The organism is Streptomyces lienomycini, from assembly GCF_027947595.1.
GTDB lineage: Bacteria > Actinomycetota > Actinomycetes > Streptomycetales > Streptomycetaceae > Streptomyces > Streptomyces lienomycini.
Window position 1 is genome coordinate 5,741,072 of the sequence record NZ_CP116257.1, and the last position, 21,715, is coordinate 5,762,786.

Sequence of the window (21,715 nt, forward strand, 5' to 3'; positions counted from 1 at the left end):
AGGGGTGTGCGGGGTTCCGCCGTTCGGCGGGCTCAGCCCGCGTAGGGGTCCTGCACCGTGCCGGGGCGGGCCAGGAACTCGAAGTCGCAGCCGGTGTCGGCCTGGGTGATCTGTTCGTTGTAGAGCGCGCCGTAGCCGCGCTCGTAGCGGGCGGGCGGCGGGGTCCAGGCGGCCCTGCGGCGCTCCAGCTCCTCGTCGTCCACGCCCAGGTGCAGGGTGCGGGCCTCGACGTCGAGGGTGATGGGGTCGCCGGTGCGCACCAGGGCGAGCGGTCCGCCGACGTGCGACTCGGGGGCCACGTGCAGCACGCACGCGCCGTAACTGGTGCCGCTCATCCGGGCGTCGGAGATCCGGACCATGTCGCGCACGCCCTGCTTGAGCAGGTGGTCGGGGATGGGCAGCATGCCGTACTCGGGCATGCCCGGTCCGCCCTTGGGCCCGGAGCCCCGCAGCACCAGCACGGTGTCGGCGGTGATGCCCAGCTCTGGGTCGTTGATGGTGCGCTGCATGGTCCGGTAGTCGTCGAAGACGACGGCGGGCCCGGTGTGCTTGAGCAGGTGCGGTTCGGCGGCGATGTGCTTGATGACCGCGCCGTCCGGGCAGAGGTTGCCGCGCAGTACGGCGACCCCGCCCTCGCTCGCGACGGGGTTGTCGCGGGTCCTGATGACGTCGTCGTGGTGGACGAGGGCGCCGTCCAGCTGCTCCCGCAGGGTGTCGTGGGAGACGGTGGGGCGGTCCAGGTGGAGCAGGTCGGTGATGCGGGAGAGGAAGCCGGGCAGTCCGCCGGCGAAGTGGAAGTCCTCCATCAGGTAGGTCCGTCCGCCGGGGCGGACGTTGGCGAGCACCGGGACGGTGCGCGCGACGCGGTCGAAGTCGTCGAGCGTGAGGGTGACTCCGGCCCGGCCCGCCATGGCGATCAGATGGATCACGGCGTTGGTGGAACCGCCGAGGCCGAGGACGGTGGTGACGGCGTCCTCGAAGGCGTCGGCGGTGAGGATGTCGCTCAGCTTCCGGTCCCGGTGGACCAGTTCGACGATGCGCAGTCCGGCGGCGGCGGCCATCCGGTCGTGCCCGGAGTCGACGGCCGGGATGCTGGAGGCGCCCGGGACGGTGACGCCGAGCGCCTCGGCGGCCGCGGTCAGCGTGGAGGCGGTGCCCATGGTCATGCAGTGGCCGGGCGAGCGGGCCAGGCCGCTCTCCAGTTCCTGCATCTCGCAGTCGCCGATGAGGCCGGCCCGCTTGTCGTCCCAGTACTTCCACATGTCGGTGCCCGAGCCGAGGGTCTCGCCGCGCCAGTGCCCCGGCAGCATGGGCCCGGCGGGCACGAAGACGGCGGGCAGGTCGACGCTGGCGGCGCCCATGAGCAGGGCGGGCGTGGACTTGTCGCAGCCGCCCATCAGGACGGCGCCGTCGACCGGGTAGGAGCGCAGCAGCTCCTCGGTCTCCATGGCGAGGAGGTTGCGGTAGAGCATCGGGGTCGGCTTCTGGAAGGTCTCGCTGAGCGTGGAGACCGGGAACTCCAGCGGGAACCCGCCCGCCTGCCACACCCCGCGCTTGACCGCCTGGGCGCGGTCGCGCAGGTGGACGTGGCAGGGGTTGATGTCGGACCAGGTGTTGAGGATGGCGATGACGGGCTTGCCGAGGTGCTCCTCGGGCAGGTAGCCGAGCTGGCGGGTGCGGGCGCGGTGGCTGAAGGAGCGCAGGCCGTCCGTGCCGTACCACTGGTGGCTGCGGAGCTGTTCGGGCGCCTTCCGGCTGCTCGGGGCTGTCATATGGACCACCCCGCGGCGATGGCGGCGACCTCGGCGCGCTCGCTCTCGGGCAGCGGCTTGCTCGGCGGGCGGACCTCCCGGCGGCACAGGCCCAGCGAGGCGAGGGCCTCCTTGACGACGGTGACGTTGTTGGCGGAGCCGTTGGCGGCGCGCAGTTCCTCGAAGCGGCGGATCTGCTCCCAGACCTTCATGGCGGCCGGGTAGTCGCCCGAGCGGAGTGCTTCGATCATGTTCCGCGAGACGGCCGGGGCGACGTTCACCAGGCCCGAGGTGAAGCCGGTGGCTCCCGCGCTGAAGTACGAGGGCGCGTACGGCTCGGCGAGTCCCGCGATCCAGACGAAGCGGTCGAGGCCGGCGTCGCGGGCGAACGCGGCGAACTTGGAGGCGTCCGGCACGGCGTACTTCACGCCGACGACGTTGGGGCAGGTGTCCGCGAGGTCGGCGAGGCGGGCGCCGGTGAGCTGGGCGTTGCGGATGTAGGGCACGACGCCCAGTTCGGGCACGGCCTCGGCGATGGCGCGGTGGTAGTCGACCCAGCCGCCCTGGGAGACGTAGGGGTGGACGGGCTGGTGGACCATCACCATGGAGGCGCCCAGGTCGCGGGCGTGCCGGGCGGAGGCGACCGCGGTCGGCACGTCGTGGCCGACGCCGACCAGGATGTCCGCGCGCTCGCCTGCCTCCTCCACGGTCAGCTCGGTGACCAGGCGCCGCTCGGCCGGGTCGAGGGCGTAGAACTCGCCGGTGTTGCCGCCCGGGGTGAGGGTCGTGATGCCACCGTCGAGGAGACGACGCAGCAGGGCCCGGTAGGTGGCGGGGTCGACGGTGCCGTCCTCGGCGAACGGGGTCACCGGGATCGCCACCACGTCGGCCAGGGCCGCCCGCTGGGTCTCGAACGTCGCTGTCATGCCTGACCGTCCTCTTCCTGGGCCGCGGTCCCCGCTTCGGGGAAGGCCCGCTCGACGAACGACGCGATGTGCGCGTGGAGGGCGCGGGCCGCGCCGTCGGCGTCACCGGCGAGGGCGAGGCGCAGGATCTCCTGGTGCTCGCCCGCCTCCCGTTCCCAGGAGGGGTCGGCGGCCCAGGCGACCGCGGAGACGAGGGCCGCCTGGTCGCGGACCTCGTCCAGCATCCGGCCGAGCAGCGGGTTGCCGCACGGCACGTACAGGGCTCGGTGGAACTCGCGGTTGGCCAGCGACCGTTCGGCGGTGTCCGTGGCCCGGTCGGCCGTGGTGAGCGCGTCGCGGGCGGCGTCCAGGGACGCTCCGCGGCGCACGGCGCGCTTGAGGGCCTCGGGCTCCAGGAGGAGCCGCACGTCGTAGACCTCGCGCGCCATGTCCGCGTCCACCATGCGCACCGTGACGCCCTTGTACTGGCTCATCACGACCAGTCCGGTACCGGCCAGCGTCTTGAGCGCCTCGCGCACCGGTGTCTTGGACACCCCGAACTGTGCGGCGAGGTCGGTCTCGACCAGAGCCTGGCCGGGCGTCAGCCGGCCGGTGAGGATGCGGCGTTTGATCTCCTCGAGCACGTACTGCGTGCGGGAGGGGATCGGCGTGGGCACAGAGGTCATGCGCGCCTCTCGGAATCTCGCGTCGGATGCGCGGACAGATCTCGGACATCAGATCTCGCGTATCGCGTCTCATATATGACGTACGGAGTACGACGCGTTGAAGGTAAGAGGGGCGCGCGGCCACGTCAATGCTTCTGACAAAGGAAGTTGGGTCGGGTGTCCTCCCGCGTCAGGGCTGCGTCAGGCGGTGCGGGACCAGCCCGGGTCGCGTCCGCTCAGCCCCAGCGCGCGCTCCAGCAGCGGCGCGTCGGCGGGCACGGCGACGACCGGCCCGAACATGCCCTGGCCCCGGTCGGACTCGTCCGCGGCGGCGGCGAGCAGCCCGTACGCCGCCCGGACCGCGGCCGCGTCGGGGGCGTACTCCTGGCCGGTGGCGCGGGCGAGGTCCCAGCCGTGGATCACCAGTTCGTCGGCGACGACGGCGCCCGCGACCGCGCCGGGCAGGTCGATGCCGCCGGCCCGGGTCGCGCCGGTCCAGGCGTCGGGCTCGCGCCACGCCTCGGCGAGTGCGGCGAGCGCGGCGGCGAGTTCCTGGCGCCAGTTCGGCCCGATGTCCGGCATGGACGCCTCGGGGCTGGTGTCGGTGGTGGGCCCCAGGTCCTTGCGGGCGGCGTCGCGGAAGGCGACGGCGAGGCCGGTGAGGTGGCCGAGCAGGTTGCGCACCGCCAGGTCGGGGCAGGGCGTCGGGTCCGTGAGCCGGTCCTCGCACACGCCGTCGGCGAGACGGGCCAGGATCCGCGTCTGCGGACCGAGGTCGAGGGTGGTGGTGTCGGCGGTCATGGGCTGCTCCTCGTGGTGTGCGTGGCCGTCTCTCTCGGTAGGTGGACTCATCGCGCCCGCGAAACTCATCGGCCGCGGCGGCCGGTACCAGGTCATCCGCCCGATGCCCGCGCCCCGGCCTTAGCCCCACGCTGACCAGGTATGACGAAGGCACACAGGAAGAACCCCGCGGGACCGGAAGCACGCCGGCCCCTCGTCCGCGTCCTGCGCGACCGCGACGCGGCCCTGTATCTCGCCGGGGTGGTGGTGTCCGGTTTCGGCACCTCGGCGCTGTGGCTGGCCTCCGGGGTGTGGGTGAAGGACCTCACCGGCTCGGACGGGCTCGCGGCGCTGTGCGTGCTCGCGATGTGGACGCCGACGCTCGCGGGCCCGCTCCTGGGCACCGTGGCGGACCGCGTCCGCCGCAAGCCGCTGCTGATCACCGCGAGCCTGCTGATGGCCTGCCTGCTGCTCACGCTCTTCGCCGTCGACTCGCGGGACTCGCTGTGGCTGCTCTTCGCGGTGCTCTTCGTGTACGGCGCGGCGGGCGTCGTCCACGACGCGGCCGAGTCGGCGCTGGTGGCGGCCGCCGTCGATCCGGACCTGCTCGGCGACTTCAACGGCCTGCGCACGACGGCCAACGAGGGCATGAAACTCGTGGCGCCGCTGGCCGGTGCGGGCCTGTACGCGGCGTACGGCGGACCGAGCGTGGCGCTGCTGGACGCGGCGACGTTCGTGCTGGCCACCGGCGTGTACGCCGCCCTGCGGGTGCGTGAGGCACCCCCGCGCCGTCCCATGGCGAACTGGCGGCGGCAGACGGCCGAGGGCGCCCGGCACCTGTGGGGCCACCCCGGGCTGCGCCCGCTCGTCCTGGCGGGCGGCATCACGATGCTCTGCGCGGGCGTCAACGGCGCCGCGGTCTACGCCGTCGTCGACGCCCTCGGCCACTCCCCCGCGTACGCCGGCACGCTGTACGCCGTCCAGGGCGCCGGCTCGGTGGCGGTGGGCCTGCTCGCCGGACCGGCCGTGCGACGCCTGGGCGGACGCCGTTTCGCAGCCACCGGGATCACTCTGCTCGCGGTGGCGGTGGCAGCGCGAGCAGTCCCGTCCGACGCGCTGGCCCTGGCCTCGAGCGCGGCGATCGGCGCGGGCCTGCCCACGGTGCTGATCGCCGCCCTGACCGCCGTCCAGCACGAGACGCCCGGGCCGATCCTGGGCCGGGTCGCGGCGACGGCCGACTCCCTGGTCCTCGCCCCGAACGTCCTCGGCCTGGCCGCGGGGGCGGCCCTGGTCGAGACGGTGAGCCCGTGGCTGCTGCTGCCGGCCGTGGGCGCGGTCCTGCTGGCCACGGCGACGGCGCTGCGGTCGCCGTAGTACGTTGTGCCCCTCGCGCGCCGCTCATCCCGTCACGGAGCCGGATCACACGGTGAATGCGTCCCCTCGCGGATGCGCTCGAGGTCGCCGGTGGGACCATCCCCGCTCCAAGGGAGGTAAGGACCCCGCCCAGTGCTGCTCCCTGCCTATGGCAGTCGCCCGCCCCGCGGCCACCACCCGACCGGCCTCACCTCACCCCCAGCCCCGCCCGCACCCCCTCCAGGTCCCGGTCCGACGCCAGCCCCGCGTGATACAGCCGCAGTTCCGTGGCCCCCAGCTCCCGCGCACGAGCGGCGTCCGCGGCGAGGGTGCCGGGACTGCCGCCCATGCCGGAGACCACCGTGAGGTTGGCGGCGAGGACGGCCCCGTCACCGGCCTGCTCGGCGAAGGGGGTCAACAGGGCCGGGCCGCCCGTGCAGGGGACGACCACGCCGTCCGCGACGGAGAGGATGTGCGCGGGGTCGACGCCGGCGTTGGCGCCGCAGTGGTGGGAGACCGGGTCGGCGTGCAGGAGGACCTGGAAGCCGTCGGGTGCGGCGGCGCGGACCGCCGCGACCGCGGCCTCCTGAAGGGTGCGGGCCCGGTCGTCGCGCCACGCGCGCGTGGCGTTCGCCGTCGCCGCTCCGAGGAGCTTCTCGACGCCCGTCCAGCCCCCGTCCGAGGGCGCCGCGCCCCGCCACACCGGATCGAGGGCGGTGCGTACGGCGGTGGCGAGTCCGTCGGGGTCGAGGCCCCGACCGGCGTACCCGGCGCGGCAGTCGGGGCAGAAGCACAGCGACATCAGGTACTGCCCGGCGTCCCCGAGCCCCACCCCGCCGGTCTTGTCGTGGGCGTGCAGGTGGGCGAGGCCGTACCAGCCGAGGGACTCCAGCTCCGTGCCGCGCGCTCCGGGCCGTACCGCCGCCTCGGCGGCCAGGTCGGTGAGGTACGCGCGGGTGGCGGGCTGCGCGATGCAGGGCGCCCAGGGGTAGCGGTCGCCGTAGGCGTTGACGACGGAGGTGCTCGGGTGCTCCGCGCCGAGGCGGGAGTTGTGGGCGAGGACGACCCAGGTGTGCACGTGAAGGCCCGCGTCCGCGAGGGCGGCGGCGGCCTCGCCGTACGCGTCGCCGGGTGCCCAGTCGCCGGACTCGTACGGGCGGAGGGGGCGGCCCTGCCAGCGGGCGGCGTCCGGCGGGTAGAGGACCGCCGCGTGCTCGGCGGTGACGACGCGGTGGCGCGGGTGGCGCGGGGTGAGGGCGCGGGTGGAGTGGTAGGCGGCGGCCAGGGTCACCTGTGCCACGCCGAGGTCCGCGACGCGCGCGGGGGCCTCCGGGTCGCCGTTGACGTCCCAGGGGTAGACGAACGCCGACGCCTTCACCGGCCGGCCCCTTCCCCAAGCAGCTCCTGACCCCGCTCGATGATCCGGGCGAGCTGCTTCACATGCTCCTCGGGCGGCTCCCGCAGCGGCGTCCGCACCTCCCCCACGTCCAGGCCGCGCAGCCGTACGCCCGCCTTGACCAGGGCGACGGCGTACCCCCGGCCCTGGTCGCGCAGGTCGACGAACGGCCGGTAGAAACCGTCCAGCAGGCGGTGGACGGTGGTGTCGTCGCCCTCGCGCAGCGCCCGGTGGAAGGCGACGGCGATCTCGGGGGCGAAGCAGAACACGGCGGAGGAGTACAGGGGGACGCCCAGCGCGCGGTAGGCGAGCTGGGTCTGTTCGGCGGTCGGCAGTCCGTTGAAGTACAGGAACTCCTCGCCGGGCAGCTCCGTGCGCACCGCGCTGACGATCCGCTGCATCAGGTCGAGGTCGCCGAGCCCGTCCTTGAGGCCGACGACGCCGTCCGTGCGGGCGAGTTCCACGACGCTCGACGGGGTGAACACGGCGTTGTCGCGCTGGTAGACGATGACGGGCAGCGGCGTCGCGGCGGCCACCTCCCGGTAGTGCCGCACCAGTCCCTCCTGCCCGGCGTGCACCAGGTAGGGCGGCATGGCGAGCAGCCCGTCGGCGCCGGCGTCCTCGGCGAGGCGGGCGTAGCGCACCGCGAGGGCGGTGCCGTAGCCCGCGCCCGCGAGGACGGGCACCCGGCCCGCGGTCTCCTCCACGGCCGCGCGGACACAGGCCGCGAACTCCTCTGGCGTCAGGGCGTGGAACTCGCCGGTGCCGCAGCAGGCGAACACGGCGGCGGCACCCGCCTCGACCCCGCGACGCACATGGGTGCGGTAGACGTCGAGGTCGAGTCCGCCGTCGGGTCCGTACGCCGTGACGGGGAAGAACAGCGGCCCGCTGGGCGCGGTGAGCCGGGCGGCGAGAGGGGCTGAGGTCACGGGCGCTCCCCATTCCATATCTATGACCTACGTCTATATTTCTGAACGCGACCACGCTAAGCCGCCCCGCGAACACCGTCAAGCAGGTCCCCTCTTGACGCGCACCTCTCCGCTCCTTAGCGTGTCCACGCATATGAACACGAGGCACGCATTCGTACGACTGCCGCCGTTTCAGCAGACCTAGGAGTCCCGAGGATGCCCGCTCCCCGCACCGTCCTGCTCACCGGCGCCGCCGGCGGCCTCGGCACCCTGATGCGGGAACTGCTCCCCGAACACGGCTACCGGCTGCGCCTGCTCGACCTGCGTCCGGTCGAGGGCGAGCCTGAGGCGGTCGTCGCCGACCTCGCCGACCGGGACGCCCTGCGCGAGGCGGTCCGGGGCGTCGACGCGATCATCCACCTCGCGGGCATCTCCCTGGAAGCCCCCTTCGAGAAGATCCTCGCGGCCAACATCGAGGGCACGTACAACCTGTACGAGGCCGCCCGCGAGGAGGGCGTGCGCCGCATCGTCTTCGCCTCCTCCAACCACGCCGTCGGCTACACCCCGCGCCCGCGCGGCGACGACCCCCTCATCCCGATCGACACGCCCCGCCGCCCGGACACCTTCTACGGCCTGTCCAAGTGCTTCGGCGAGGACCTGGCCCAGCTCTACTGGGACAAGCACGGCATCGAGACCGTCTCCGTCCGCATCGGCTCCTGCTTCCCCGAGCCGACCAGCGTGCGCATGCTGTCGGTGTGGATGAGCCCCGCCGACGGCGCCCGCCTCTTCCACGCGGCCCTGACCGCCGAGAACGTCGGGCACACCGTCGTCCACGGCTCCTCCGCCAACACCCGCCTGTGGTGGGACCTCACCTCCGCGCGGGCGCTCGGTTACGAGCCGCGGGACGACTCCGAGCCGTACGCCGACAAGCTCCTCGCCGAGCAGGGCGACCTCGACCCGGACGACCCCGCGCACGCCCGCCTGGGCGGCCACTTCGTGACCGACCCCCCGATCTGGCCGTACTGACCAGAAGACGCCCGCGCGAGGCCGTCGAAGAGGCGGACGGGCACCGAACGGGCCCGTCCGCTTCCGTATACGGGCATCCGCACTGCCCGTTCCCACCCAGCCCCGCACTGCATCCCAGGTCCGAGACGGGCACCCGGCCCCGCAAACGGGCCCACCCGGGCAGTATCGGGTCCGCAACAGGCCTGGTCAGTGCCGCACGGCCGCTGTAGAACTTCCCCCAAGGGCCACACGGGCCCGAACGGGCAACCACACGGCGACGAGGCGGTGAGGCAGGTGTTCGGCATGGGCATGCGGACGGCGGAGGAACGCCAGCGCGAGATCGTGCGGGTCGCCCGCGCCAGCGGCTCGGTCGACGTCACCGCGCTCGCCGCCGAACTGGGCGTCGCCAAGGAGACCGTACGACGGGACCTGCGCGCCCTGGAGGACCACGGTCTGGTCCGCCGCACCCACGGCGGCGCCTACCCGGTGGAGAGCGCCGGGTTCGAGACCACGCTCGCCTTCCGCGCCACCAGCCACGTCCCCGAGAAGCGAAGGATCGCCTCCGCCGCGGTCGAGTTGCTCGGCGACGCGGAGACGGTCTTCGTCGACGAGGGCTTCACCCCCCAGCTCATCGCCGAGGCGCTGCCCCGGGACCGTCCGCTGACCGTCGTCACCGCGTCCCTGCCCGTCGCCGGCGCCCTGGCCGAGGCCGGCGACACCTCCGTCCTGCTGCTCGGCGGCCGGGTCCGCTCGGGCACCCTGGCCACCGTCGACCACTGGACGACGAAGATGCTGGCCGGCTTCGTCGTCGACCTGGCCTACATCGGCGCCAACGGCATCTCCCGCGAGCACGGCCTCACCACGCCCGACCCCGCGGTCAGCGAGGTCAAGGCGCAGGCGATACGGGCCGCCCGCCGCACGGTGTTCGCCGGCGCGCACACCAAGTTCGGGGCGGTGAGCTTCTGCCGGTTCGCGGAGGTCGGCGCCCTGGAGGCCATCGTCACCAGCACCCTGCTGCCCACGGCGGAGGCCCACCGCTACTCGCTGCTCGGGCCGCAGGTCATCCGCGTCTGAGCCCCCGTCATTCCCGGTCCCCGCACGGCACACCCACACCTTCCACCACCCTTTACCTCCCGATGTTTCCCCATACCTCCCCATACGTTCAGGAGCGATCCATGCGAACCCAGAGCCGACGGAGGCCGCGAGCCACGCTCGCCATGGCCGCCGCAGGGACGCTGCTCGCCCCGCTGCTCACCGGCTGCTGGGTCGGGGCGGGCGGCGCCGGATCCGGCGGCAACGCCATCAACGTCCTCATGGTCAACAACCCGCAGATGGTCGAGTTGCAGAAGCTCACCGCCGACCACTTCACCGAAGAGACCGGCATCAAGGTGAACTTCACCGTCCTGCCGGAGAACGACGTCCGCGACAAGATCAGCCAGGACTTCGCCAACCAGGCCGGCCAGTACGACGTGGCGACCCTCTCCAACTACGAGATACCGATCTACGCCCGCAACGACTGGCTGCACGCGATGGACTCCTACGTCGCCGAGGACCCGGGCTACGACGAGCAGGACATCCTGGGCCCGATGCGCGAGTCGCTCACCGGCGACGACGGCAAGCTCTACGGCCAGCCCTTCTACGGCGAGTCGTCCTTCCTCATGTACCGCAAGGACCTGTTCGCCAAGGCGGGCATCACCATGCCCGAGCATCCCACCTGGACCCAGGTGGCCTCCTTCGCCGAGAAGCTCGACGGGTCCCAGCCCGGCATGAAGGGCATCTGCCTGCGCGGACTGCCCGGCTGGGGCGAGATCATGGCGCCCCTGACGACGGTCGTGAACACCTTCGGCGGCACCTGGTTCGACCAGGACTGGCAGGCCCGGCTCGACTCCCCCGAGTGGGAGAAGGCGACGAAGTTCTATGTCGACCTCGTCCGCGAGCACGGCGAGTCCGGCGCCGCCCAGTCCGGCTTCGCCGAGTGCCTGAACAACATGACCCAGGGCAAGGTCGCCATGTGGTACGACGCCACCTCCGCGGCCGGCTCCCTGGACGCCGCCGACTCCCCGGTCAAGGGCACGGTCGGCTACGCGCCCGCCCCCGTGGAGAAGACGGACTCCTCCGGCTGGCTCTACACCTGGGCCTGGGGCATCCAGAAGGCCTCCCGCAACTCCGACAAGGCGTGGAAGTTCGTCTCCTGGGCGTCCAGCAAGGAGTACGAGCAGCTGGTCGGCGACGAGTTCGGCTGGTCCAACGTCCCGGCCGGCAAGCGCGCCTCGACGTACGAGAACCCGGACTACGTCAAGGAGGCCGCCGCCTTCCAGGAGATGACCAGGAAGGCCATCGAGGGCGCGAAGCCCAAGGACCCGGGGGTGCAGCCCCGCCCGGCACCCGGCATCCAGTTCGTCGGCATCCCCGAGTTCACCGACCTCGGCACCAAGGTCTCCCAGGAGATCAGCGCGGCCATCGCCGGACGCCAGTCCGTCGAGGAGGCCCTGAAGAAGTCCCAGCAGCTCGCCGAGAAGATCTCCGAGGAGTACGAGGGACGATGACCGCCACGACCACGGCCCCCTCGGCCGCACCCGACCACACCCGCCCCACCGTCCGCCCGCCGTCCAACCGGCTGCGCGCCTGGGCCACCCGCGCCCCGCTCCTCCCCGCCCTGGTCTTCATGATCGTGGTCACCCAGCTGCCCTTCGTGGCGACGCTGGTGATCTCCTTCTTCGACTGGAACGCCCTCTACCCGGACGCCCGCAGCTTCGCCGGCTTCGCCAACTACGGCGACGTCCTCGGCGACGCCGCCCTGCGCAAGTCGGTGTGGACGACCATCCTGCTGACGGTCGCGGTCGTCCTGGCCAGCCTGGTCCTCGGCCTCGCCCTCGCCCTGCTCCTCGACCGGAGGTTCAAGGGGCGCGGCGTGGTCCGCACTCTCCTCATCGCCCCGTTCCTGGTGGTCCCGGTGGCGGCGGCGCTGCTCTGGAAGCACGTCCTCTACAACCCCGAGTACGGCCTGCTCAACGGCCTGCTGCACTACGTCGGCGGCCCCCAGCCGGACTGGATCTCGGACACCCCGCTGCTCGCGGTCGAAGCCTCACTGGTGTGGCAGTGGACGCCGTTCATGATGCTCATCCTGCTGGCCGGCCTGCAGAGCCGGGACCAGCAGCAGATCGAGGCCGCCCGGGTGGACGGCGCGAGCGACTGGCAGATCTTCGTCCACCTCACCCTGCCCCACCTGCGCCGCTACCTCGAACTCGGCGCCCTGCTCGGCTCGATCTACATCGTCCAGAACTTCGACGCCGTCTTCACCATCACCTCGGGCGGGCTGGGCACCGCCAACCTGCCCTACACCGTCTACCAGAGCTTCTACCAGGCCCACGAGAACGGCCTCGCCTCGGCCGCGGGCGTCCTGGTCGTCATCGGCTCGATCATCATCGCGACCTTCGCGCTGCGCGTGGTGTCGTCCCTGTTCCGCGAGGAGGTCGGCCGCGCATGAGCGCCACCGCCGTACGCCCCGTCGTCACCGACACCAAGCCCGCACGGACCCGCCGCAAGGCCGGCGCCGGTCTGGGCCTGGTGGCCTGGCTGGTCGGCATCGTCTTCTTCCTGCCCATCGCGTGGATGGCGCTGACCTCCTTCCACTCGGAGGCGGACGCGGCCACCAACCCGCCGTCCTTCGCGGCGTCGCTGACCCTGGACGGCTACCGCGAGTTCTTCGGCGCGGGCGGCGGCGCCAGCCCCTGGCCCGCCCTGATCAACTCGGCGGTGGCGTCGATCGCCTCGACCCTCTTCGTCCTGGTCCTGGCCCTGCCCGCCGCGTACGCCCTCTCCATCCGCCCGGTGAAGAAGTGGACGGACGTCCTGTTCTTCTTCCTGTCCACCAAGATGCTGCCGGTGGTGGCGGGCCTGCTGCCGATCTACCTGTTCGCGAAGAACACCGACATGCTGGACAACATCTGGCTGCTGGTCATCCTCTACACCTCCATGAACCTGCCGATCGCGGTCTGGATGATGCAGTCCTTCCTGGCCGAGGTCCCCGTCGCGATCATCGAGGCGGCCCGGGTGGACGGCGCGAGACTGCCCACCGTCCTGACCCGCGTGGTGGCCCCGATCGCCCTGCCCGGCATCGCCGCCACCTCACTGATCTGCTTCATCTTCAGCTGGAACGAACTGCTGTTCGCCCGGGTGCTGACGGGCGTGGTCGCCGAGACCGCCCCCGTCTTCCTGACCGGCTTCATCACCAGCCAGGGCCTCTTCCTGGCCAAGGTGTGCGCCGCGTCGCTCGTCATCTCCCTGCCGGTGCTCGCCGCGGGGTTCGCCGCCCAGGACAAACTGGTCCAGGGCCTGTCGTTGGGAGCCGTGAAATGAAGGCCGCCGTCATCGAGTCCGTGGGCCGCGCCGTCGTCACCGAGGTCCCGGACCCGACGCCGGGTCCCCGCGAGGTCGTCGTCGAGGTCGCCGCCTGCGGCCTGTGCGGCACCGACCTGCACATCCTCCAGGGCGAGTTCGCGCCCAAGCTGCCGATCGTGCCGGGCCACGAGTTCGCGGGCGCGGTGGTCGGCGTCGGCGCCCAGGTCACGGAGGTGGCGGTCGGCGACCAGGTCGCGGTGGACCCCTCCCTGTACTGCTACGAGTGCCGCTACTGCCGCACCGGCCACAACAACCTCTGCGAACGCTGGGCGGCCATCGGCGTCACGACGGCGGGCGGCGCGGCCCAGTACGCGGTCGCACCGGTCGCGAACTGCGTGAAGCTCCCCGAGCACGTCCGCACCCAGGACGCGGCCCTGATCGAACCGCTCTCCTGCGCCGTCCGCGGCTACGACGTTCTCCAGTCCCGCCTCGGCGCGCACGTCCTCATCTACGGCTCCGGCACGATGGGCCTGATGATGCTGGAACTGGCCAAGCGGACCGGCGCGGCCAGCGTCGACATGGTCGACCTCAACCCGGCCCGCCTGGAGACGGCCCGCGGCCTCGGCGTCTCGGCGTCGGCCGCGACCCCGGACGAGCTGGACCGCCCCCAGGGCTGGGACCTGGTCATCGACGCCACCGGCAACGCGGCGGCGATCCAGGACGGCCTGGACCGGGTCGCCAAGGCCGGCACGTTCCTCCAGTTCGGCGTCGCCGACTACGCGACGCGCGTCCAGATCGACCCGTACCGCATCTACAACCAGGAGATCACCATCACCGGCTCGATGGCGGTCCTCCACAGCTACGAGCGCGCGGCGGAGCTGTTCGCGAACGGTGTCCTCGACCCCGACGTCTTCATCAGCGACCGCATCGCACTGGACCGCTACCCGCAGGCCCTGGAGCAGTTCGCGGCGGGCGTGGGCCGCAAGATCGTGGTCGTGCCGTAGATGTTGATCTTTTAGCCCGTCCGGCGTTTGAGGACGAGGCCGTTCAGGCCGAAAGGGGGGTCTGGGGGCGCAGCCCCCAGGGACGGGAAGGGAAGGGGCGGCGGGGGCGAAAACCCTGACGCCGCCGCTCCCACCACCCCCGCCCCGATTGGCCCCCGGGTAAGGGAACGGTAAAACGCCCCCGCTCGTTCACCCGGCATGACAGCTATGACCCCCGGCTCGAACATCCCCCTCTCCGCCGCCCGCGTGACGGTGGACGTCACCGCTCCCGTGCGGCTCGACGTATCGGGCCTGCTGCTCACCGCCGACGGCAAGGTGCGCTCCGACGACGACTTCATCTTCTACAACCAGCCCACCGGCCAGGGCGTGACCTACCGCTCCGGCGGCGGCTCCGCCCCGGACGCGATCACGGTCGACACCTCCGCCGTCCCGCCGGGCATCGAGAAGATCGTCGTCACCGCCAGCCCGGACGCCGCCGGCCAGTCCTTCCAGGGCATCGAGCCGACCGCCACCATCCGCAACGCGGACGACAACTCCGTCCTCGCCACCTTCACGCCGCCGCAGCTCGGCGCCGAGACCGCACTGGTGATCGTCGAGGTCTACCTGCGAGGCGGCGCCTGGAAGGCCCGCGCGGTCGGCCAGGGCTACGCCAACGGCCTGGCCGGCATCGCGACGGACTTCGGCGTCACGGTGGAGGAGCCCGCCCCGGCCGCTCCCCCGGCCCAGCCCGCGGCCCCGCAGCGGTCCCACGCGGCCACGCCCCCGCCGGCCGCCGCGCCCACGATGCCCGCGGCGCCGCCCGCACCGCCCGCCGCGCCGCCGGCCCCCGCCCCGGGCAGCGGCAAGATCAACCTCGACAAGGGCCGGGTCAGCCTCCAGAAGAACCAGACCGTCTCCCTGGTCAAGGGCGGTCGGCCGGTGCTCTCCCAGGTCAAGATGGGCCTCGGCTGGGAACCGGCGTTCCGCGGCAAGGACATCGACCTGGACGCGTCGGTCATCGCCTTCGGCCCCCAGCGCAACCACATCGACAGCTGCTACTTCGGCAAGCTCTCGATCGTCAACGGCGCGATCAAGCACTCCGGCGACAACCTGACCGGCGAGGGCGGCGGAGACGACGAGGTGATCGTCGTCGACCTCGGCCGGCTCCCGCAGGAGGTCTCCGGTCTGGTCTTCACGGTGAACTCGTTCTCGGGCCAGAAGTTCACCGAGGTCGCCAAGGCGTACTGCCGCCTCATCGACGCCGCGAGCGGCGAGGAGCTGGTCCGCTTCGACCTCACCGGCGCCGAGGCGCAGACCGGCGTGATGATGGCGAAGCTGATCCGCCAGTACTCCGGCGAGTGGGAGATGACCGCCATGGGCGACTTCGTCAAGTCCCGCACGGTCCGCGGCATGGTGAAGCCGGCGGCCAAGGCCCTGTAGGCACCCGGACGTCGGGGCGCTCCCGGATCGCTCCGCGAGCGCCCCTTCGGGGCGGACTACGCCCGCAGTCCGCCCCACACCAGCCACAGGCAGCGGCGGACGGACGTCGCGTCCGCCGGGTCCGTCCCGTCGGCGGACTCGGCCGCCGTGGCCACCCCGTGCACCAGCCGCAGCACCTCGATCGGTTCGACGTCCCGCCGCAGCGTGCCCTCCGCCTGCGCCGCCCGCACCAACCGCCCGGCCGCGGCGCGCAGACAGTCGCCGCAGGCCGTGTCCACCGCCGTGCCGCCCGCCGTGACGGCGGTGCCGAGCAGCGTCTTCATCCCGCGGACCTGGATCATCCCGGCGGCGAGTTCACCCAGCCACTCCCGCAGCGCGTGGCCCGGTGACCGCTCGGCCGCGATCAGGTCGGCGCGGGCCGCGATCGCCTCGATCCGGTCGAGGTAGGCGGCCTCCAGCAGCGCCTGCCGGGTCGGGAAGTGCCGGTACAGCGTGCCCGTCCCGACCCCCGCGCGTTTGGCGATGTCGTCCAGGGACGCGCCCTCACCGTGCTCGGCGAAGGCGGTCGCCGCGGCCTGGAGCAGCCGTTCGCGGTTGCGGCGGGCATCCGCGCGCATGGGTCTGACCTGCGCCATCCCGGTACTCCCTGCACACAGAGGTTCGTCGCCGCACCCTACCCCGCGAGCTCGGCCCGGGTGTCCCACGGCCACTGGGCGTCCCGGCCGGCCTCCAGCAACGCGACCATCCGGAACGCGGCGTCGGAGAGACCGCCGAAGGTGTGCCGGTTCGCCCGGCCCGACGGGCCGTGGCCCGCCCGGTACCCGGCGAGGTTCCAGGTGTAGACCGGCACGTGCGCCGGGACCTGCTCGGTCGGGTCGCCGTGCCGGCTGTGGGCGTACTGCTCGTCGGTGACGATGAGCACCCGGTCGTGCTGCTCGTAGTGGCGCCGTACCGCCTCGGTGGTGTCGGTGCCGCCGAGGTCGCCGAAGCGGTCGAGGACCTTCAGCACCGACTCGCCCTCGCGGTACGTCACGCGGTTGCTGGACGTCCCGAACTCGACCAGGTCCGCGTCGGCCGCCCGCAGCGCGAGCGCCGTGCCGAAGACCGCCGCCGCGTCGGCCCGGTTCAGCTCGGAGCGGTCCGACATCCGCGAGTAGAACATCGAACCCGAGCGGTCCACGAGGACGAGTGTCCGGCCGGGCAGTGCGGGCACGTTGGCCAGCGAGTGGCCGAGCGCCTGCTCCAGCGGGTACGACCAGCGCAGCGACGGGGCGTGCCGGTACGCGGCGAGGTAGCGGAAGGGGAACTGCCGCGAGCGCGCCACCTCGGCCGGGTCGCTGATCCGCGCCGCCACCCGGGCCGCGACCTCGTCCGAGACACCGGCCTCGTCGAAGTTGCGCAGGTTGCGGAGCAATGCCATCGCTCCCATGGACGGAATCACCGCTTCCCAGGCCGCCTTGTCCATCGGGCCCTGGAGCCAGCCGGCCAGCATCTCCCACGTGACGCCCGCCGCCGCGAGCCGCTCGGCACCGTCGGGCGCCGTGACCACCGCTCGCCGGTCCCGGACGGGCAGCGCCATCAGCTCGCGGTGCGCGGTCAGGACGCGGTTCGAGGCGGGCGGCACCGCGGTGTCCGGGTTGTGCCGGCGGTCGAGGGCGTACTGGAACAGCTCGCCCTGCCACGGCTTGTCGGGGTCGGGCGCCGCGTGCACCAGGTTGAGGATGTCGCCGAAGCGGTAGCCCTTGGACGCGGTGTCGTACTTCAGCAGCGACTTGCCGTGGTAGAGCCGCCGCACGGCGTCGGCGATCCCCCGCTTGACCGGCTTGGGCACGGCGCGGCCGTGGGTCGCGGTCCAGTAGGCGAGGAGTTCGCCGGGCTCGTCCGGACGCCGCAGGACGGAGGCGGTCACCTGCCGGTTGGACGGTCCGTCGGTGACGCCGGAGTCCAGGCGGGCCTTGACGTACTCGGCGGCGCCGACGATCGACGCGGTGCGCAGGTTGCCCTCGCCGCGCAGCCAGCCGAGCAGGCCGGCCGTCCAGGACGGGTCGGAGAGGGCGAGTTCGCGCACGAGGGTGGTGAACCGGTCGTCGCGGGCGGCGCCGGACTCGTAGAAGGACTGCTGGGAGACGAAGTTGGCCACCGCGAGCAGGAAGAGTTCGGAGCGGGCGTCCCGCTCGGTGCCCCGGCCGCCCTCGTGGGTGCGCAGCACGCGGCCCGTCGACGTCACGCGCGAGGTGGGCTGCGCCTCGGCGGTCTTGGTGTTGAATCGCGCCATGGTGAATTCCCCCGAATTCTCAAAGCCTGAACGTTCTCGAATATTCCGGAGGGAGACACGGCAGCGGAAGGGTGCCCGAGGTCGGAATCGGCGACGGGACCATGCGGATGCTCTGCCCTATTGAGCTACACCGACCCGAAGTCGATGACGGGATTCGAACCCGCAACCGTCCGATCCGAGAAGTATCCGCTGCCTGCGCACCGGGCACCCTTCGACTGCTGGGCCTCCCGAGATCAAGTGGGCCGCGGCATGGGATTCTTTTTGCAGAAGAAGTAGCCGCGACCGGCGCACCGGGAGGTGCATGAAGTTATGGGTGTCCAGAGTTCAGGTCGGCGGAACCGACAAGGTGCTCTAACCCCTGAGCTACACCGGCGTGCTGTGCCGGTGACGGGACTCGAACCCGTGGCCGCCCCATTATGAGTGGAAGTAGGTCCTGCCTTCGCACCTGGACGTTCATCACTCTAAAAGGGCGGCCGTCGCCCGGGCGACCGAATTAATGACCGGCGCGCTTGTGGCGCTTCCAGGGTCCCGTGATCGCCAGCATGATGCCCGGCGTCTGGATGTTGGCGTAGAGGGTCCGGCCGTCGGGCGAGAAGGTGACGCCGGTGAACTCGCTGTACTCGGGGTCGTCCTCGGTGCCGAGGTTCAGTTCGTTGCGGGCGATGGGGTAGGTGCGCCCGCTGTCCGTGGCACCGAACAGGTGCTGGACGCCGTCGCCGTCCTCGGCGATGACCAGGCCGCCGTACGGGGAGACGGTGATGTTGTCGGGGCCGTCGAAGGCGCCGTCGGCGGAGGGGTCGGCGTTGACGCCGAGCAGGACCTTCAGCGTGAGGGTGCGGCGCTTGGGGTCGTAGAACCAGACCTGGCCGTCGTGCGGGCGGCCGGGGCTCTCGTCACGGGCGAAGGAGGAGACGATGTACGTGCCGCCGTCGGCCCACCACATGCCCTCCAGCTTGCGCGCGCGGGTGACCTGGCCGGCGGTGAACTGCTTGCGCACGGAGGTGCTCTTCGCGTCGCGGTCGGGGACGTCGACCCAGTCGACGCCGTAGACGGTGCCGGTCCTGGTGGCGCGGGAGAGGTCGTCGACGAACTTGCCGCCGGAGTCGAAGCACTTGAAGGCCTGGAGGATCCCGGCGTCGTCGGCGAGGGTGCGCAGCCGGCCGCGGCCGTGCCGGAAGTGCTCCGGCGGGGTCCAGCGGTACAGGAGGCCGTTGGGGCCGGAGGCGTCTTCGGTGAGGTAGGCGTGGCCGCGCTTGGGGTCGACGACGACGGCCTCGTGGGCGTAGCGGCCCAGTGCCTTGACCGGCTTGGGGTCGCGGTTGGCGCGGCGGTCCTCGGGGTCGACCTCGAAGACGTAGCCGTGATCCTTGGTCATGCCGTTCTTGCCGGCCTTGTCCTCGGTCTCCTCGCAGGTCAGCCAGGTGCCCCACGGGGTGCTGCCGCCGGCGCAGTTGGTGGCGGTACCGGCGATGCCGACCCACTCGGCGACGTGGCCGCCGCGGCGGACCTCGACGACGGTGCAGCCGCCGGCGGCCGCCGGGTCGTAGACGAGGCCCTCGGTGAGCGGGACGGGGTGCGGCCAGTCGTCGCGGTGGCCGCCGAGTTCGTGGTTGTTGACGAGGAGCGTGGCGCCGCGCGGGCCGTCGAAGGTGGCCGTGCCGTCGTGGTTGGACGGGGTGTACTCGCCGGACTCCAGCCTGGTCCGGCCGGAGTACGTGATGATCTCGTACCGGAAGCCCGCGGGCAGGGCGAGGATGCCGTCCGGGTCGGGGATCAGCGGTCCGTAGCCGACTCCGTCGTGGCCGTGGTGGTGTCCGTGGCCGTGTCCGTGGCCGTGCTCCCTCCCCGCGCTGTCGATGTCCGTGGACGCGAGGGCGTTCGGCGCGGTGGCGAGGGCGCCGACGCTGCCCGCCAGCACGACCCCGGCGCCGGTGAGCGCGGATCGACTGGTGAAGTCCCTGCGGGTGAGCGACATGGTGTCTCCTGTGACGGTGGGCGGGCGAGCCGTGGGGGGTGGCGGACTCCGGTCCGGCGCCACCGTCCCGCCCCCGCCTGAACGACGAACGAGCCCACACGTGAACGCCATCTGAACCCCCGACGACCTCTGCCCCGCCCACTCGCCCGCTCACCCACCCGTGCCCCGCGCCGCACCGGTGTCCCACGCACGGCCCGGCGTCGCAGACCGACCGTTCCGTCGGCCGGCTCGGGCCCCGTTACGTCAGCCGCCCTGCTGGGAGCGCGCCTTGAACGCCGCCTTGCGGGCCTCCTTGGCGACCTTCTTGTCGGGGTGCAGTCGCCCCATCGCCTCCAGGACGTCCGGTGTGGCCGGGTGCTCGACGCGCCAGACGGTGTCGAAGAAGCCGCTGTGCCGACGGGCGAGGCCCTCCACCAGGGCGCGCAGTTCCTCGGAGTTTCCTTCGGCGGCGAGTTGCGCGGCCACGGTGTCGATGGTCAGCCAGAAGACCATGTCCTGCGACGGGGCCGGTACGTCGCGGGCGCCGTGCTCGGTGAGCCAGACGCGGGCGAGGCCGCCCAGTTCGGCGTCGCCGAGGACGTCCCGCAGCGCGGGTTCGGCCTCCGCGCCGACGAGGGAGAGCGCCTGCTGGCAGCGGAGCCGGCGCAGCGGCGCCCCGGTGTCGGAGCCGCGGGCCGCGGCCAGCAGTTCGCGGGCGGCGTCGAGCGGGCTCCGCCCGGCCAGCCACAGCTCTGTCTCGGCGTGGGCCGCGGCCGACGGGAAGGGGGCGGTGCCGTCGAGGAGCGCGTCGGCGCCCTTGTCGGCGAGGTCGCCGACGGCCGGGGCGTCGAAGCCGGCGTCCAGGAGCCGGGCGCGCAGCCCGTACAGCCCGAGCGGGGTGAGCCGCACCATGCCGTAGCGGGCGACGTCGGCCTCGTCGACCGGCGCCGCGGGCTCCTCGTCGGCGTCGGCCATGAGCGCCTCGTCGACCGGCTGGTACTCGACGAGCCCGACCGGTTCGAGGAGCCGGAACTGGTCGTCGAGGCGCATCATCGCGTCCGAGACCTGCTCCAGCACCTCGTTGCTGGGCTCGCTCATGTCGCTGGGCACGATCACGGAGGCGGCCAGCGCGGGCAGCGGCACCGCGGCGTCGCCGGGGCCGTCCTCGCCGACGGTGAGCAGGTAGAGGTTGCCGAGGACACCGTCGAGGAACTCGGACTCGGCGTCGGGGTCCCAGTCGAGGGAGGAGAGGTCGATCTCGCCGCCCTCGGCCATGGCGTCGACCAGGTCGTCGAGATCGGGCACGCTCGCGTCGGCGAGCACCGTCTCCAGCGCGGTGAGCCAGACCCCGAGCACGTCCTGGGGGGAGCCGCCGGTGAGCAGGGCGAGGTCCTCGCCCGCCGCCACGGTGCCCTCCTCGTCGTCGGTGATCTCGACGAGCCCGGTGTCCACGGCGACCCGCCAGGCCTCGCTGGCGTACGCCGCGGCCTCGTCGCCGGTCAGCCCGAGCTGCTCGGCCGCCGCCGGCACCTGCTCCTCGACGAGTCCGCCCCCGGCGTCGACGCGGGTGTCGGGGCCCGCCCAGCGGGCCAGCCGGGCGGCCCGGGCGAGCACCGGCGCGGCCAGCGCGTCGCGGGCCAGCTCCGCTTCGGGGCGCAGCCGTGCGGGCGGCAGGGTGGAGCTGTCTGACATCGGCTGTTTCTCCTCGCGCGCCTTGACCGCCGTACGACCATCCGGACGCCGTACCGCTCAACGACTCAGCCTAGACGGGTTTCCACCCATGCCGCCCGGTTCATCTCCCCGTCGGGTGGTGTGCATGGCCGAAACCTTGACAACCGGCGTGACCAGGCAGGAGATTGACGCGCGTAGAAGGCGAGGGAAGGGCCAGGGGGGGGGCGGCCGGGGGGACACCTGTTCGCTCGGGTCCCCGTGCACCCGCCCGCCGCCCCTCGCGTCCCG

Annotated in this window: 18 protein-coding genes; 8 read left to right on the forward strand and 10 right to left on the reverse strand. The window is 72.6% G+C overall.

Annotated features, from left to right (window positions below):
* Nucleotides 1–32: 32 nt before the first annotated feature.
* The 4 genes from araD to BJ961_RS26220 form a co-directional block, all read right to left on the reverse strand.
* On the reverse strand, nucleotides 33–1,772 hold the full coding sequence (araD, locus tag BJ961_RS26205; RefSeq protein WP_271415250.1) for an L-arabinonate dehydratase: 1,740 nt from the start codon (nucleotides 1,770–1,772) through the stop codon (nucleotides 33–35).
* Nucleotides 1,769–2,677, reverse strand: coding sequence for a dihydrodipicolinate synthase family protein (locus tag BJ961_RS26210; RefSeq protein ID WP_271415251.1), 909 nt, complete (start codon nucleotides 2,675–2,677; stop codon nucleotides 1,769–1,771). The genes araD and BJ961_RS26210 overlap by 4 nt, the downstream gene beginning before the upstream one ends.
* Nucleotides 2,674–3,342 (reverse strand): GntR family transcriptional regulator, encoded by a 669-nt coding sequence (locus BJ961_RS26215; protein ID WP_271415252.1) that lies wholly within the window; start codon nucleotides 3,340–3,342, stop codon nucleotides 2,674–2,676. The genes BJ961_RS26210 and BJ961_RS26215 overlap by 4 nt, the downstream gene beginning before the upstream one ends.
* A gap of 180 nt (nucleotides 3,343–3,522) precedes the next feature.
* Nucleotides 3,523–4,122 carry a TIGR03086 family metal-binding protein gene (locus BJ961_RS26220; protein WP_271415253.1) on the reverse strand — a complete coding sequence of 200 codons (600 nt, stop codon included), beginning with the start codon at nucleotides 4,120–4,122 and terminating at the stop codon, nucleotides 3,523–3,525.
* Nucleotides 4,123–4,263: 141 nt separating this feature from the next.
* On the opposite strand from BJ961_RS26220, the gene BJ961_RS26225 reads away from it, so the two are divergent.
* Entirely contained in the window at nucleotides 4,264–5,475 is a 1,212-nt protein-coding gene (locus tag BJ961_RS26225; RefSeq protein WP_271415254.1) for an MFS transporter, read from the forward strand.
* Between the two features lie 187 nt (nucleotides 5,476–5,662).
* On the opposite strand, the gene BJ961_RS26230 is transcribed toward BJ961_RS26225, so the two are convergent.
* Together BJ961_RS26230 and BJ961_RS26235 are read right to left on the reverse strand one after the other, a co-directional pair.
* A complete protein-coding gene (locus BJ961_RS26230; protein ID WP_271415255.1) occupies nucleotides 5,663–6,832 on the reverse strand; it encodes a hypothetical protein in 1,170 nt (389 codons plus the stop codon).
* Nucleotides 6,829–7,779 carry a 5-dehydro-4-deoxyglucarate dehydratase gene (locus BJ961_RS26235; protein ID WP_271415256.1) on the reverse strand — a complete coding sequence of 317 codons (951 nt, stop codon included), beginning with the start codon at nucleotides 7,777–7,779 and terminating at the stop codon, nucleotides 6,829–6,831. The genes BJ961_RS26230 and BJ961_RS26235 overlap by 4 nt, the downstream gene beginning before the upstream one ends.
* Nucleotides 7,780–7,974: 195 nt before the next feature.
* Here BJ961_RS26235 and BJ961_RS26240 point away from each other — a divergent pair, with 195 nt between their 5' ends.
* From BJ961_RS26240 to BJ961_RS26270, 7 genes are all read left to right on the forward strand, one after another.
* Nucleotides 7,975–8,784 (forward strand): NAD-dependent epimerase/dehydratase family protein, encoded by an 810-nt coding sequence (locus BJ961_RS26240; RefSeq protein ID WP_271415257.1) that lies wholly within the window; start codon nucleotides 7,975–7,977, stop codon nucleotides 8,782–8,784.
* Between the two features lie 282 nt (nucleotides 8,785–9,066).
* A complete protein-coding gene (locus BJ961_RS26245) occupies nucleotides 9,067–9,837 on the forward strand; it encodes a DeoR/GlpR family DNA-binding transcription regulator (protein WP_271415258.1) in 771 nt (256 codons plus the stop codon).
* A 101-nt stretch (nucleotides 9,838–9,938) separates the two neighbouring features.
* Nucleotides 9,939–11,309, forward strand: a complete 1,371-nt coding sequence (locus BJ961_RS26250) for an ABC transporter substrate-binding protein (RefSeq protein WP_271415259.1) — start codon at nucleotides 9,939–9,941, stop codon at nucleotides 11,307–11,309.
* The gene (locus BJ961_RS26255) at nucleotides 11,306–12,250 is read left to right on the forward strand and encodes a carbohydrate ABC transporter permease (RefSeq protein WP_271415260.1); all 945 of its coding nucleotides are present in this window, start codon (nucleotides 11,306–11,308) and stop codon (nucleotides 12,248–12,250) included. The genes BJ961_RS26250 and BJ961_RS26255 overlap by 4 nt, the downstream gene beginning before the upstream one ends.
* A complete protein-coding gene (locus tag BJ961_RS26260; RefSeq protein WP_271415261.1) occupies nucleotides 12,247–13,122 on the forward strand; it encodes a carbohydrate ABC transporter permease in 876 nt (291 codons plus the stop codon). Before BJ961_RS26255 ends, BJ961_RS26260 begins: the two co-directional genes overlap by 4 nt.
* On the forward strand, nucleotides 13,119–14,108 hold the full coding sequence (locus BJ961_RS26265) for a zinc-dependent alcohol dehydrogenase family protein (protein ID WP_271415262.1): 990 nt from the start codon (nucleotides 13,119–13,121) through the stop codon (nucleotides 14,106–14,108). The genes BJ961_RS26260 and BJ961_RS26265 overlap by 4 nt, the downstream gene beginning before the upstream one ends.
* A gap of 207 nt (nucleotides 14,109–14,315) precedes the next feature.
* Nucleotides 14,316–15,527: a TerD family protein gene (locus tag BJ961_RS26270; RefSeq protein WP_271417169.1), complete on the forward strand. Its 1,212-nt coding sequence runs from the start codon at nucleotides 14,316–14,318 to the stop codon at nucleotides 15,525–15,527.
* 56 nt (nucleotides 15,528–15,583) lie between these two features.
* Here BJ961_RS26270 and BJ961_RS26275 read toward each other — a convergent pair whose 3' ends face one another.
* The 4 genes from BJ961_RS26275 to BJ961_RS26290 all read right to left on the reverse strand — a co-directional run bounded on the left by BJ961_RS26275 (nucleotide 15,584) and on the right by BJ961_RS26290 (nucleotide 21,448).
* Complete coding sequence (locus tag BJ961_RS26275) at nucleotides 15,584–16,162, reverse strand: TetR/AcrR family transcriptional regulator (protein ID WP_271415263.1); 579 nt, start codon at nucleotides 16,160–16,162, stop codon at nucleotides 15,584–15,586.
* A gap of 38 nt (nucleotides 16,163–16,200) precedes the next feature.
* Nucleotides 16,201–17,802, reverse strand: coding sequence for a TROVE domain-containing protein (locus BJ961_RS26280; protein ID WP_271415264.1), 1,602 nt, complete (start codon nucleotides 17,800–17,802; stop codon nucleotides 16,201–16,203).
* Between the two features lie 493 nt (nucleotides 17,803–18,295).
* Nucleotides 18,296–19,777 (reverse strand): PhoX family protein, encoded by a 1,482-nt coding sequence (locus tag BJ961_RS26285; RefSeq protein WP_271415265.1) that lies wholly within the window; start codon nucleotides 19,775–19,777, stop codon nucleotides 18,296–18,298.
* Between the two features lie 243 nt (nucleotides 19,778–20,020).
* A complete protein-coding gene (locus BJ961_RS26290) occupies nucleotides 20,021–21,448 on the reverse strand; it encodes a hypothetical protein (RefSeq protein ID WP_271415266.1) in 1,428 nt (475 codons plus the stop codon).
* Between the last annotated feature and the right edge of the window lie 267 nt (nucleotides 21,449–21,715).